Source organism: Streptomyces sp. NPDC054047 (assembly GCF_055585065.1).
In genome coordinates, this window is the sequence record NZ_JBVJKV010000003.1 from 99,041 (window position 1) to 111,602 (window position 12,562).

Annotated in this window: 10 protein-coding genes; 4 read left to right on the forward strand and 6 right to left on the reverse strand. The window is 73.1% G+C overall.

What is annotated here, in order from left to right:
- The first annotated feature begins 98 nt into the window (after positions 1–98).
- A complete protein-coding gene (locus ACZ6ZP_RS12245) occupies positions 99–2,474 on the forward strand; it encodes a hypothetical protein (RefSeq protein ID WP_469406645.1) in 2,376 nt (791 codons plus the stop codon).
- On the opposite strand, the gene ACZ6ZP_RS12250 is transcribed toward ACZ6ZP_RS12245, so the two are convergent.
- The 4 genes from ACZ6ZP_RS12250 to ACZ6ZP_RS12265 form a co-directional block, all read right to left on the reverse strand.
- Complete coding sequence (locus tag ACZ6ZP_RS12250; protein ID WP_469406647.1) at positions 2,434–4,851, reverse strand: right-handed parallel beta-helix repeat-containing protein; 2,418 nt, start codon at positions 4,849–4,851, stop codon at positions 2,434–2,436. The genes ACZ6ZP_RS12245 and ACZ6ZP_RS12250 overlap by 41 nt on opposite strands.
- Before the next feature lie 176 nt (positions 4,852–5,027).
- Complete coding sequence (locus tag ACZ6ZP_RS12255) at positions 5,028–5,633, reverse strand: Rv1733c family protein (protein WP_351157696.1); 606 nt, start codon at positions 5,631–5,633, stop codon at positions 5,028–5,030.
- A 142-nt stretch (positions 5,634–5,775) separates the two neighbouring features.
- Entirely contained in the window at positions 5,776–6,600 is an 825-nt protein-coding gene (locus ACZ6ZP_RS12260; RefSeq protein WP_351157694.1) for an MOSC domain-containing protein, read from the reverse strand.
- Positions 6,601–6,646: 46 nt separating this feature from the next.
- A complete protein-coding gene (locus ACZ6ZP_RS12265; protein WP_351157691.1) occupies positions 6,647–7,075 on the reverse strand; it encodes a DUF6643 family protein in 429 nt (142 codons plus the stop codon).
- A 305-nt stretch (positions 7,076–7,380) separates the two neighbouring features.
- Between ACZ6ZP_RS12265 and ACZ6ZP_RS12270 the strand changes: the two genes are divergently transcribed.
- Entirely contained in the window at positions 7,381–8,688 is a 1,308-nt protein-coding gene (locus ACZ6ZP_RS12270) for a TerD family protein (RefSeq protein WP_366463299.1), read from the forward strand.
- Between the two features lie 16 nt (positions 8,689–8,704).
- Here ACZ6ZP_RS12270 and ACZ6ZP_RS12275 read toward each other — a convergent pair whose 3' ends face one another.
- Entirely contained in the window at positions 8,705–9,880 is a 1,176-nt protein-coding gene (locus ACZ6ZP_RS12275) for a glycosyltransferase (protein ID WP_469406649.1), read from the reverse strand.
- 58 nt (positions 9,881–9,938) lie between these two features.
- On the opposite strand from ACZ6ZP_RS12275, the gene ACZ6ZP_RS12280 reads away from it, so the two are divergent.
- Positions 9,939–10,724, forward strand: coding sequence for a glutamate racemase (locus tag ACZ6ZP_RS12280; RefSeq protein WP_468613414.1), 786 nt, complete (start codon positions 9,939–9,941; stop codon positions 10,722–10,724).
- 149 nt (positions 10,725–10,873) lie between these two features.
- Entirely contained in the window at positions 10,874–11,428 is a 555-nt protein-coding gene (locus tag ACZ6ZP_RS12285; protein WP_351157679.1) for a hypothetical protein, read from the forward strand.
- On the opposite strand, the gene ACZ6ZP_RS12290 is transcribed toward ACZ6ZP_RS12285, so the two are convergent.
- Positions 11,385–12,452, reverse strand: a complete 1,068-nt coding sequence (locus ACZ6ZP_RS12290) for an O-antigen ligase family protein (RefSeq protein WP_351157677.1) — start codon at positions 12,450–12,452, stop codon at positions 11,385–11,387. The two genes, ACZ6ZP_RS12285 and ACZ6ZP_RS12290, sit on opposite strands and share 44 nt — an antisense overlap.
- Positions 12,453–12,562 lie beyond the last annotated feature (110 nt).

Here is a 12,562-nt window from a genome sequence, read left to right on the forward strand (position 1 = left end):
CCTCGGAACGGGGAGATTACGTGACGGGAGGTGTGGACGGGGCCCTGAGCGGAGATCCTGTCTGCCTGACCAAGCGCACATTCGGGGGAAGCGGCACGGTGGCAGCTGATCACAGAGAAGAGACGGCTCTCGAACTCCTCGTCCACGGAGTGGGGGGCACGACACCCGAGGAGATGCTGGGCGATCCGCGGACCGTTCGCGTCTCCGGCGACGAGACGGCGGCGGTCTTCCGCCGCACCGAGGACGCCGACGCCGAGAAGCGCCCGGACGACTACCGCGGCAAGCCGGTCCCCGAGGCGTACGTCTGGTGCAACCTGACCTCGGGAAACGGCTCGCGGGCGCTGTGGCTCCTGCTGCTGCCTTTCATGGTGGTCAACCTCGCGCACTGGATGCGCCCCACCTCGCGCCGCAGGAAGAAGACGGTCCGTACGTACGGCCTGCTGGTGCGGCTGACCGGACTCACCCTCACCGTCCTGCTCGTCGCCGCCGCCTGCGAGGTCGCCATCGACCTGACGGCCTGGCAGTGCGCGGGCACCCCCGAGTGCGCCGCCGAACGCTCCTGGCTCGGCTTCCTGGCACCCGACGCCTCCGGGCACGGCGGCTGGTGGAGCCAGCCGGGACGCCGCCTCGCGCTCGCCGCCCTGGTGCCCGCCGCGCTCACCGGGCTGCTCTGGTACCTGTCCCAGCGCACCTGGAGCGCGTACGAGTCCCAGACACCGCTGCCCCACCAGTCCGACCCGGAGGAGGAGGCCGGGCGCACCGCCCTCGGCAGGCCCGGCTTCTGGTACGGGCGCCGCCTGGTGGCCCGGCTGCGCGCCGCGCACACGGCCGCGGGCTTCCTCACGGTGGCCGCCGCGGTCGGCACGTCGGCCGCGCGCCACGACCGGCGCCCCGGCGGACCCGCACTGCTCGACGCCCTCGGCTGGCTCCTGGAGGTGACGCTCGTCCTGGGCGGGGCCTTCATCGTCCTGGTGGTCTGGCGCAGGGGCCGCAGCGAGAACAAGCTCGACTTCCACCTCGACGAGACACTGATCCGCCGACTGCCCCTGGCCGCGCTCACCCTGCTCGTCCTGACCCTCCTGTACGCCGGGTGGTCACGCCCCGGCTGGACCTCCGAAGGCAGGCTGCCGGGCAACCTGACCTTCGGCGGCATCGTCCTGGTCCAGGGTCTCCTGGTCATCGCCCTCGCGGTGGTCGCCCGCGCGCTCTACCGCACGGCTCCCGACCCCCGCACCGCCCTGCGGGGCTTCGCGGGACCCGCCGTCGCCATGCTGGCCTGCGCGCTGGGCGGCGTGATGTCCGGCGGCGGCGCCCAGCGCGTGGCCGACTGGCTCGACGGCGCGGGGGAGCCCGGCTCCGGCGGCACCATCGACGGCCCGCCGGTGCTGCTGACCTGGCAGGCTTCCGTGATCCCGCCCCTCCTCGTGGTCGTCGCGGCGCTCTGCGGCTGGCTGGGCGTGCGCACCTGGCGGCGGGCACGCCGCGACCGGGCGACCATCCCCGGCGAGTACCCGGGCGAGCCGGAGGACGCGGCCCGCAGCCGCCGCATCGCGGGCACGCGCGCGCGTGCCGCCCTCACCGACCGCGCCCCGCTCCTGGTGGGCATCACCTCGGCGGTGACGCTGCTGCTCGGAGCGGGGGCGCTCGCCGGCGCCTGGGCCAGCGAGGAGGTGCCCAGCAAGGCCGCGCAAGGACTGCCCCTCTTCTTCGAAGGAGCCGCCGAGACCTCCCAGGCGCTCGGCTCCTGGCTGATCGGCTTCGGCTTCATACTGTTCGTGACCTGGGGCCGGCGCGCCTACCGCGACGCGTCCGCACGGCGCACCATCGGCATCCTGTGGGACGTCGGCACGTTCTGGCCCCGCGCCGCCCACCCCTTCGCGCCGCCCTGCTACGCCGAGCGCGCCGTCCCCGACCTCACCTGGCGCATGCACACCTGGACCCGCGCGACGCGCGCCACGGGCGGCAGGCTCGTCATCTCCGGCCACTCGCAGGGCAGCGTCCTGGCCGCCGCGGCCGCCTGGCAACTGTGGCCCTCCGTCCGTAAGCGGGTCGCCCTGCTCACCTACGGCTCACCCCTGGAGCGCCTCTACGGCCGCTGGTTCCCCGCCCACTTCGGCCCGGCCGCCCTCAGCTCGCTGCACCGCGAGGTCGACTGCTGGCGCAACCTGCACCGCACCACCGACCCGATCGGCGGTCCCGTGCGCGTCCTGCCCGACGGCGACGGACCGCAGGTGGACCGCGACGCCCTCAGGGACCCCCTGGTCTACGGACGCACGCAGGAACACCCGCTGCCCGCGCCGATCCTGGGCCACGGGGACTACCAGGCCGACCCGGCCTTCGCCGAGGAGCGCGCCCGGCTGCTCGCCCGGCTCAAGCCCGCCGTGCCCGCCCCGCGCCCGCAGGCCGCCGAGCCGCCGGAGCCCGTTGCAACGGTCACGGCAGCTCCGGCAGATCCTCCGGATACAGCAGGGTGAGATCGTCCGTGCTCGGCTCGGCGAACTGGGCCACGCGCCCCGCGTGCCGCTCCACCATCGCCTCGAACGTCTGGCGCGCGGTGCGGCCGTTGCCGAACGCGGGGCCCTTCGGAAGTGCCGTGAAGTACTTCAGGAGGGCCTCGCCCGTCCCGGTGTCCAGGCGGTACTCGTGCTCCTCGGCCTGCTGCTCGACGATGTGCAGCAACTCGTCGGGGGCGTAGTCGCCGAAGGTGATGGTGCGTGAGAAGCGCGAGGCCACCCCGGGGTTGACGGAAAGGAAACGCTTCATCTCCGCCGTGTAGCCCGCGACGATCACCACCACCGCCTCGCGGTGGTCCTCCATCAGCTTCACCAGCGTGTCGATGGCCTCCCGGCCGAAGTCGCGCCCGGAGTCCTCGGGCGAGAGGGCGTACGCCTCGTCGATGAACAGCACACCGCCGCGCGCCCGGTCGAACGCCTCCTGGGTGCGGATCGCCGTCGACCCGATGTGCTCGCCCACCAGGTCGACGCGCGACACCTCGACCAGGTGCCCGCTCTGCAGGACGCCGAGCGAGGCCAGGATCTCGCCGTAGAGCCGCGCCACGGTCGTCTTTCCGGTGCCGGGGGAGCCGGTGAACACCAGATGGCGGCGCGCGGATGCGGCCTTGAGCCCCGCCAGCTGCCTGCGCCGACCGACCTCGATCATGTCGGTGAGGGCGCGCACCTCGCGCTTGACGCTGTCCAGGCCGACCAGCTTGTCGAGCTCGCCGAGCACGTCCTTCGACGAGCGGGACGGCGCCGCGGGGGCCGTGCTCTTCTCGGCCGCCGGGTCCGTGGGGCGCTGCCCGGGGACCGTGCCGAGCAGCCCCACGGACTGCGTGGCCGTCTGCGGGGCGGACTCCGGCGCCGCGGACGCCGCGGTCCGCACGCCGCCGCTCTCGTCGCTGGTGCAGTCCTCGACGAGCGGCCCGTCCTCGGCGAACTCGAAGCCGCCGCGCGCGCACCGCTCCGTACGGCACTTCTTCAGCGTCGTACGGCATCCGTCGATGACGTGGAAGCCGTAGCCGCCGCTGTCGGTCACCCGGCAGCCGTGCAGGCTGCCCCGGCCGCCCGCCGAGACGTAGAAGCCCGCCTCCGCGGGCGAAGTGACCGTGCAGCGCTCGATGGTGGGGTCGGCGCCCTTGGTGACGATGACGCCCGTCTGCACGCCGTCGACCGTGCAGTTGGCCAGGGTGCCGCCGCTGCCGTGGTCGCGGAACCACGCGCCGGTGGCCGCCTCGCGGATGCGGCAGTCGTCCAGCTGGGCCGTCGCGCCGTCGCTCACGGACACCGCCGTGTTGCGCACCTGGGAGAGATCGCTGTCGACGACGTCGGCGCGCGAGCCGCGGTCCAGGACGAACAGCGCGTCCGGCACGTCGTGCACCCGGCAGGACTCCAGGACGACCGTCGCCCCGTCGCTGACCCACACCGCGGGGTAGTCGCCCGTGCTGTCGTGGATCTCGCACTGATTGGCGTCCACGCGCGTGCCCGGGTCCCACACCGAAAGGCCGTTGCGCCCGAACTGCCGCACGGTGGACCGCGTCAGGGTGAGCACCGAGCGGGACCGCAGGTCGATCGCGTTCTCCGGGATGTCGTGGATGCGGCAGTCGGCGAGCGTGAGCACCGCGTCCGTGTCGAGCGTGACGCCGTCCGAGGTCGTGCGGTGCACGTCGCAGTCCGTCAGATGCGCCACCGCACGCCCGGTGATCTGCACGCCCGAGCCCTTGACCTCGTACACCTCGCAGCCGATCGCCTCGAGCCCCGAGTGCTCACCGGTCACCGAGAGCCCCGCGCCGGACGCGTGATGCACCCGGCAGCGCTCCAGACGCGGATGCGCGCCGCCGCGCACGGCGACGCCCGACTGCCCGGCCGACACGACCTCGCACTCCTCGAAGACACCGCCCCCGCCGTCGAGCACGGCGATGCCGATGCCGCCGGGGTTGTCGACCGTGCAGCGCCGCACCGTCGGGCGCGCGCCGCCGCGCACCTCGATGCCGCTCGCGGACCGCGTCACCACGCGTACGTCGATGAGTTCGGGCGCGCCGTCCTCGACGAGCAGCGCGGGCGCCGCCGAGTCCTGCCCCTCGACATGGAGGTCCTGCACCACGGCGGAGGACCGGACGGTGAGCGGCACCCCGTCCGAGGGCGCGATGCGCACGGAGCCAGGTGAGCCCTCGGGGCCGCGCAGCGTCACCGCCCGCTGGACGACGAGGTTCTCGCGGTAGGTGCCGGGGGCGATGGTGAGGACGTCGCCGTCGCTCGCGGCCTCCAAGGCGGCAGCGAGCGATGCGTACTCACCCGTGCGGCGCCGCCATCGCGAGGTGCCGGTGTGCGTCACCTGGACCGTGCCCTGTGCCATGGAGTTGCTCTGCCCCCACCTTGTCGTACGCGGGACCTCACGACCCTCGCGCAAGGTGCCGAAGAGTTCGGCCGGTCCACCGTAGCGCGCGCGGCGAGGGCGAGTTGACCCGATCGCCAGGCTCTCACCTGGTCATCGCCGGTCTCTCACCGGCCTCGGACGCCGGCATTGCTCCCTCAGGAGCCGGTGCCGGTGCGTCCCCAGTCCGGTCCGGCCTTCTCCCAGGCCTGGTCCCAGCGGTCGTAGCGCCGCTGGACGATGCGCCAGACGACGAGCCGCCTGGCCCCCTCGACCAGTCCGGCGACCGCCGCCGCGGCGCCGAATCCGGCGAGCGCCGCATGCGTGCTCGCGGTCGCGCCGTCCAGCGGGCGGCCGACCACCTGGCCCCGCACATCGGTCCAGAGCCGGAAGCGGTCGCCCGGGTCGGGGGAGCGGAGGTCGGCGAGGACCGTGCCGGAGTGCGCCGTGCCGTCGGGCGCCGTCCATTCGGCGAGCACGCGGCTGTGCCGGTCGCGAGCGGACGCCGTCTCGGGATCGGGGTCGACGGGGGGCCTGGAGACCTTCTTGACCACCGTGCCGGTCACTTCGTGCCGCACCTCGCGCTGCTCCCGCACCGACTGCAACAAGGCGTCCCGCGAGAGATTGCCGACAGCGAAACCGGCCAGCGGGGCGGCGACGGCGATGAGCAGCACGGCCGCGCAGGCCACCCAGGCCTCGACGAGGTCGGTCTTGCGGCGCAGCGGATTGTGCCGCCAGCGCCAGAGCCCGACGAGTGCTCGCACAGTCCTGCACCCCCTTCCGCGTCCGTCTTAACCACGAACGGCACGGCCCACGCGTCGACGGGAAGAAGAGAGAGGGAAATCACCCTTCTCGTCCACGCTCAACGACCGTGCCCCGCCTTCGAGTTCCCCACCCCGAAGACCTTCAATCGAGGACGGTGAACGGGTCGCCGATCCGCACCGAACCGGTCGACTCCGGCACCAGATTCTGGCCGAAGACCAGCTGGTCGCCGAAGCGGCGGTGCCTGGCGAGCGTGCGCAGCGGCTCCTTGCCGCGCTCCGCGCTGCGCTGGTCGGTGGTGGTCACGACGCAGCGGCCGCACTTCTTGGCGACCCGGAAGGTGACGTCGCCGATCGCGACGCGCGACCAGTCGTCCTCGGCCCAGGGCGCGGTGCCGTCCACGACCACATTCGGCCGGAAACGGTTCATGGGCAGCGGCCCCTCGTCGGAGTGGTCGCCCTGCGCGATGAGCGAGTTCAGGGCGTCCAGGGAGGAGAGCGTGGTCAGCAGCAGCGGATAGCCGTCGGCGAAGGAGACGGTCTCGCCGTCCTCGGCGTACGCGGGGTCGATGGGGCGCCGGGTCGCGGGGTCGTCGAGGTGGACGAGCCGGACGTCGGTCTCCAGGTAGGCGCTGAACCAGGCGTGCGCCGCCGCGTCGGCGGGCACCGCCTCGACCTTGTCCTTCCAGATCTCCACCGTGACGGTCTCGCCGGAGGGCGGCACGGCGACCGTCAGCGGCTCCCGGCCGGGCGCGGACGTGCGTATGCCGCCGCCGGGCAGGAGCTCGGCGGCGGCCAACGCCAGCCTCGGATGCGGCCGTTGCGTGATGATCCGTCCATCGCTGTCCACCAGCATCCACCGCCGGTCACCCGCGAGTCCCCAGGGCTCGACGACGGCCTCACGCGGAGCGTGTCCCCCGACCGCCTTGAGCGGGTAGTAGTGGATCGAGTGCAGCGCTGGATTCGGCATGCGGTCATCCTGCCAGCAGCCACTGACAGGGGCGCATGCGGGCGAATCAGTAGCCGCGGTAGGGGCGGTTGTACGGGTCCTCGTACGTCGCCGGGGCGGGGCGGGGTGCCGCGGGGCGCATGGCCTCGTAGCCCGTTCCGGCCGGGGGACGCTGTTGCTGTTGCTGCGGGCCCGGGTATCCGCGCGGTGCCGAAGGCTGCTGCGGGATGTACGGCGCGGGCGCCTGTTGCAGCGGCGCGGGCTGCTGCGTGTAGCCGTACGCGGGGTTGTGGTGGGACGGGGCCGCCGGCAGAGCGGGCAGGGCTGCTACCGGGAGCGCGGGCAGGTGACTGCCCGTGTCGTACGCGGAGGGGACCCGGATCGGGGCGATCTGAGGAGTACCCCGCTCGGCGACAAGGGAGTCGTAGATCGGAGTGTCCGGGAAGGACGGCGCGGAATAGTAACCGCCGCCATAGGTGGAGCGGGGGGAGGTCATGACACATAAGTTAAGCCCTTGATGTGCTGGTTGGGGAGACCGATAAGAGGGTTGTTTTACGTGTCGGTAGTGACTCCGCATCCCCAATGCGAGCGAACTTAGGAAAAATCGGTCGCACTCGGGCGTAGGGATCGTGTAAAAGCCAAGCTCCGTACGGGTTACCGGCGGTTGACGCACGGTTGACGGGAAGGCCGTGCGGCAGGGTGTCGGCGGTGGACATGGGCCTGCCCGGGGTCCGGGTAATAGGTTGGTCATGAACGGGACGGCGGCCTGGCCGGACGTGGCGACGTACGATGTGACTTGCGATGGGGGCGGACATGACAATGCCTAAGGGATCGAATGTTCCTGTGCCGGCACCTGCCGTGCGCGTCGAGTTGGGGTGGACTTCAGGAACCGGGGCACCGGACGCCGACGCGTCGGCGCTGCTGCTCGCCGCCTCCGGGAAGGTCCGCTCGGACGACGACTTCGTCTTCTACAACCAGGCGGTCCACTCCTCGGGCGGAGTGCGCCACGAGGGCAAGAAGACCGAGGGCGGCCGGGTGATCGACGCGCTCGTGGTGGACTTCGCGCGCGTGGAGCCCGCCATCGAGACCGTGGTGCTCGCCGCATCGACCGACGGCGGCACTTTCGGACAGATCCCCGGTCTGTTCATCCGCGTCGTCGACGCGGCCAGCGGTGCCGAGATCGCCCGCTACGACAGCGAGGACGCGACCGTGGAGACGGCGTTCGTCCTCGGCGAGCTCTACCGCCGCCAGGGCGCCTGGAAGTTCCGCGCCGTCGGGCAGGGCTACAGCAGCGGACTCGAGGGCCTGGCCACGGACTACGGGATCTCGGTGGACGAGCCGCAGCAGGCGCCGCAGCCCGCCCCGGCCGCCGTGCGGCCTCCCGCGGCCCCGGTGACCCCCGCGGCCCCCGTCCAGGCCCCGCCGCCGCCCGCCCAGGTGCCCGCAGCCGCGCCCGCCGCCGCCCAGCCCGTGCGCCTGACCAAGGTCACGCTCACCAAGGACGCGCCGTCCGTCTCGCTGAAGAAGCAGGGCGGCACATCGGGCGCGATGCGCGTGAACCTCAACTGGGAGGTGCGCAAGCAGTTCAAGGGCTGGGCCAGCAAGCTCGGCCGGGCCGTGGCGATGCACGCGGACCTCGACCTGGACCTGTGCGCCCTCTACGAACTGGCCGACGGCCGCAAGGGCGTCGTCCAGGCGCTCGGCAACGCCTTCGGAGCGCTGGACCAGCCGCCGTACCTGCTGCTCGACGGCGACGACCGCACCGGCGCCGTGGCCAGCGGCGAGAACCTCACGGTCAACCTCAACCACATCAAGGACTTCAAGCGCATCGTCATCTTCGTGACGATCTACGAAGGCGCGCGCAGCTTCGCCGACCTGAACGCCACCGTGACCCTGCAGCCGCAGCACGGCGCCTCCATCGACTTCTCGCTCGACGAGTGCACGGTGCCCTCGACCGTGTGCGCGCTCGCGCTGCTCACGAACAACAACGGCGACCTCTTCGTCCAGCGCGAGGCCCGCTACCTGGTGCCCGAGCGCGGCGTGAGCCCGCAGCGCACCATCGACTACGCGTACGGCTGGGGCATGAACTGGACGCCCGGCAGGAAGTAGCCGCCTTCGCCGGTGATCAGTGCCGGTCGGGAGTGGGATCGGGGCGGGCGTAGGTCCGCCCCTTCCACGCGGCTCCGCGCCCCCGGTAGTGCTGCACCGCCGAATCCACCGTCATCAGGAGGTAGAGGAACGCGGTGAACGGCAGCAGGGGAGCGAGCCAGAGCGTCTGCCGGTAGTAGCGCAGCATCGGGATGTACGTCCCCGTCATCACGAGCCACGCGATCCCACCGAGCAGGGTGAGCCCCGTGCGGCCGGAGGCCAGGCCGGCGAAGAGCGCGACCGGCGGCACCAGATAGATCAGGGCGAGCCCCAGGACCGTACCGAGCAGGACCAGCGGGTTGTGCCGCAGCTGGGCATAGGCGCTGCGCGAGACCATCCGCCACAGGTCGCCGAGCCCGGGGTAGGGGCGCACGCTGTCCACGCGCTCCGCGAGCCCCAGCCAGATCCGGCCGCCCGAGCGCTTCACCGCCCTGGCCAGCGTCACGTCGTCGATCACCGCGTGCCGGATGGAGTCGGGGATGCCCGCGCGCTCGGCGGCCACCGTGCTCACCAGGACACAGCCGCCCGCGGCGGCGGCCGTGCGCGAGCCCTTCTCGGCGATCCAGCGGAAGGGATACAGCTGCGCGAAGAAGTACACGAACGCCGGGACGACCAGCCGCTCCCACATGCTCGCCACACGCAGCCGCGCCATCTGCGAGACGAGGTCGAATCCGGCCGTCTCCGCCGCCGCGACCAACTCCCGCAGGCTGTCCGGCTCATGGGCGATGTCCGCGTCGGTCAGGAGGAGATATCGAGGCGCACGCGCGCGTGCCAGGCCGATGCCGTGCCGCACGGCCCAGAGCTTGCCGGTCCAGCCCGGCGGCGGCTCACCCGGTGACCCGACGGTCAGCGGCAGGCCGCCGTGCCGGTCGGCCAGCGCGCGGGCCAGCGCGCCGGTGCCGTCCGAACTCCCGTCGTCGACAAGGAAGATCTCGGCCTGCCCCGGATAGTCCTGGGCGAGCAGCGAGGGCAGGCTCTCGGGCAGTACGGCGGCCTCGTCACGGGCGGGGACGACGACGCACACCGAGGGCCAGGTGTCCGGTTCGCGGCGCGGAGGCAGCCGCAGGTCCGTGCGCCAGAAGAAGCCCTGGCCCAACAGCAGCCACAGCCAGGCGGCAAGCGATGCGGCGGCGGTCCACACAACGGCGCTCATCCGACGAAGTCTGCCCCAGGCCACCGGGCGTCGCAGGCCCATCGACTATGGTGACCGGGTGAAGATCGCGCTCATTGACTCCGGTATCGGCCTGCTTCCCGCCGCGGTGGCGGTACGCCGTCTGCGGCCGGACGCCGATCTCGTCCTCTCCTCGGACCCCGACGGACTGCCCTGGGGACCGCGCTCCGCCGAGGACGTCACGCAGCGCTCGCTGGCCATCGCGGAGGCGGCCGCCGCGCACCACCCCCAGGCGCTGATCGTCGCCTGCAACACCTCGTCCGTGTCCGCGCTGCCCGCACTGCGTGCCCGGTTCGAGCCGGATCTGCCCGTCATCGGGACCGTACCGGCGATCAAGCCGGCCGCGGCGGGCGGCGGACCCATCGCCATCTGGGCCACCCCCGCCACCACCGGAAGTCCCTACCAGCGCGGCCTCATCGAGGAGTTCGCCGGCGGTGTCGCCGTCACCGAGGTGCCCTGCCCCGGCCTCGCGGACGCCGTGCAGCACGCCGACGAGGCGGCCATCGACAAGGCGGTCGCCGCCGCCGCGGCCCTGACCCCGCGTGATGTAACGGCCGTCGTCCTGGGCTGCACCCATTACGAGCTGGTCGGCGAGCGCATCCGCGCGGCCCTCCAGCAGCCCGGCCTGCCGCCCCTGGTCCTGCACGGCTCCGCCGGAGCGGTCGCCGCCCAGGCGCTGCGCAGGACAGGAGAGCTTCCCGGCCCGGACACCGGTGCCCGGGGCGGCCTGACGGTCATCCTGAGCGGGCGGCCCTCCGAGCTGCCGGTCGCCGCGCACACGTACGCCGAAGGCCGGCTGCTCGCGGCGGTCAGCCCCGCGCACTGAGCCCCCGTACGTCCCCGTACGGAGGCATGCAGGGCCCGCGACCGGGCGCCCGCGAAGCCCGCGTACAGAACGGCGTCGCCCGTCCACCCCTGGCGGTAACGCTCCGCGATGCGGTGCCTTCCCACCGGAACGTGAGTAGTCTCGGAGCCATGAGGGACCACACTCACGGCGAGCGGGGCAACACAGCCGACGCCCCGCCGGAAGTCTGGACCGGTAGCGCGACCAACCGCGTGCAGTGGCTGCTGGCGCTCGCCGGTGCCCTCTGCCTGGCCCTGGGCATCGAACTGGCCGTCGACAACATGTGGACGTCCGGGATCGCGGCCCTGGCCATGTCCGTGGTGGGGTGCATCGCCGCGGGTCTGCTGATCCTGTTCGGCACCCTCGCCTTCGTCCACGTCGCCGTGAAGGTCGACAAGGACTCCCTGGAAGTGCGCTGCGGCCACATGGGGCTGCCGCGCCGCCGCATCCTTCTCTCCCACGTGGTGGGCGCCGACTTCGCACAGGTCGTCTGTCCCCGGCAGTGGGGCGGCTGGGGCTATCGCTCGCGGCCCGACATCGGCACCGCCGTCGTCGTCAGACGCGGCGAGGGCCTGGTGCTCAGCCTGGGCGACGGCCGCACGTTCACGGTCACCGTCGACGACGCCGAAGCAGCCGTACGGATCATCCGTGAGCGGCTGGGTGTGGCGGGGAGCCCGGCGGCCTGACCTGCGCCGGTTCGTCGCCCAGCGGTCGCGCCGTGGCGATGCCCGCGAGGTAGCCCGCGCCCGTCGTCACCGCCGTGACGCTCAGCGCGTTGCCGACCGAGGCCACGGCGGCCAGTGCCGTCAGGGCCGCGCCCGCCGACAGGACGACCTGGGTCGAGCGCGGCGAGCGGTACAGCGCGTACAGCAGCCAGCAGAACACCGCCGCGAGCAGGACCACGCCCACCAGACCCTGCTCGGCCGCCTGCTGCAACGGCGCCGAATGGGGCCTGCCGTCCGTCAGCAGATGCTCGGTCACCGTGGGACTGGAGTCGGCGAACCGGCCCGGACCCACCCCGAGCGCCGGTTCCTGGCCCGCCAGCGCGAGCGCGTCGTGCCACAGCTCCACCCGGTGCCCGTCGAGCTGGCCCTCCAGGGAGGCGCTCAGCCCCTCCGGGAGTACGTCATCGGCGACAGCCCAGGTCAGACCGGCCACCACGGCCGTCGCCAGGGCGAGGCCGGCGAGGCCGAGCACCCGGCGGCGCATCAGCGCGGTCGCCAGCGAACAGAGCAGGATTCCTGTGCACGCGATGACACCGGCCATCGAGCCGAGCACCACGGCGGCCACCACGATGCCCACCGCGAGCAGCCGCATCACCAGCCGCGTCGCGGGCCCGCGCGCCGCCCACGCCGCGCAGCAGGCCGCACCCGAGGCCAGGATCAGCAGAGCGGCCGCGGCGCCCGTGTGACCGAGCGGCGCCGTGCTCATGGGGCCCGGTGACAGGTGGGGGGCCGCCGCCGCGAGGCCGATCCCTGCCAGCGCACCGGCACAGGGCGCGGCGACCGGAAGGAGCGCGCCCGATATCCGCCCGCCCGCGTACCCGGCGGCCACGGCGAGCACCGCGAGGAGCACGCCCTCGGGCTGACCGCCGTGCACCCCGGCGCTGATCAAGGTCCAGGCCGCGCACACGCCGAGCAGCGCGCAGCCCGTCGCGTCGGACGCGCTGCGCCGTTCGTACGCCCCCGGTGGCTCCGCCGTCGCGGCCATCCCCGCTGTCCCCACCCCGCCGCCCCCCGCTGTGTGACGGGCCCCGAACGCTGTGGCTGGATCCGCCGCAGGTCAGGGACTCGGGCACACCGTAGTCGCTGGGACGGTGA

What these genes read in the sequence shown, in the direction of transcription:
- ACZ6ZP_RS12265 (WP_351157691.1), bottom strand. Translation starts at nt 7,075, where the DNA reads ATGACCTCCCCCCGCTCCACCTATGGCGGCGGTTACTATTCCGCGCCG.
- ACZ6ZP_RS12260 (WP_351157694.1), bottom strand. Translation starts at nt 6,600, where the DNA reads ATGCCGAATCCAGCGCTGCACTCGATCCACTACTACCCGCTCAAGGCG.
- ACZ6ZP_RS12250 (WP_469406647.1), bottom strand. Translation starts at nt 4,851, where the DNA reads ATGGCACAGGGCACGGTCCAGGTGACGCACACCGGCACCTCGCGATGG.
- ACZ6ZP_RS12290 (WP_351157677.1), bottom strand. Translation starts at nt 12,452, where the DNA reads ATGGCCGCGACGGCGGAGCCACCGGGGGCGTACGAACGGCGCAGCGCG.
- ACZ6ZP_RS12270 (WP_366463299.1), top strand. Translation starts at nt 7,381, where the DNA reads ATGGGGGCGGACATGACAATGCCTAAGGGATCGAATGTTCCTGTGCCG.
- ACZ6ZP_RS12275 (WP_469406649.1), bottom strand. Translation starts at nt 9,880, where the DNA reads ATGAGCGCCGTTGTGTGGACCGCCGCCGCATCGCTTGCCGCCTGGCTG.
- ACZ6ZP_RS12285 (WP_351157679.1), top strand. Translation starts at nt 10,874, where the DNA reads ATGAGGGACCACACTCACGGCGAGCGGGGCAACACAGCCGACGCCCCG.